Source organism: Saccharothrix sp. ST-888 (assembly GCF_000955975.1).
In the GTDB taxonomy this organism is placed as follows: domain Bacteria; phylum Actinomycetota; class Actinomycetes; order Streptomycetales; family Streptomycetaceae; genus Kitasatospora.
Genome location: NZ_JYJF01000820.1, coordinates 1 through 321, shown reverse-complemented (window position 1 = coordinate 321; position 321 = coordinate 1). Strand labels below are relative to the sequence as shown.

Here is a 321-nt window from a genome sequence, read left to right as displayed (position 1 = left end):
GCAACATGATCCGCCTCGACATGAGCGAGTACCAGGAGAAGCACACCGTCAGCCGCCTGGTCGGCGCACCCCCCGGATACGTCGGCTACGAGGAGGGCGTCCAGCTCACCGAGGCCGTACGCCGCAAGCCGTACTACGTCGTCCTCTACAACGAGGTCGAGAAGGCCCACGCCGAAGTCTTCAACACCCTGCTCCAGGTACTGCACCACGGCCGGAGCACCCACCCCCAGGGCCGCACCTTCCACTTGCGCCACACCGCTACCATCATGACCTCCACCTTCGGCTCCCAGTACCTCCTCCAGAACGCAACGGCCGCCGACG

General features: G+C 65.7%; 1 protein-coding gene. It reads left to right on the top strand.

Going from position 1 to position 321, the window contains the following annotated elements; all coding sequences use genetic code 11:
* The coding region (locus UK12_RS34700; protein WP_156179162.1) for an AAA family ATPase at window positions 1-321 on the top strand (321 nt) is incomplete at both ends.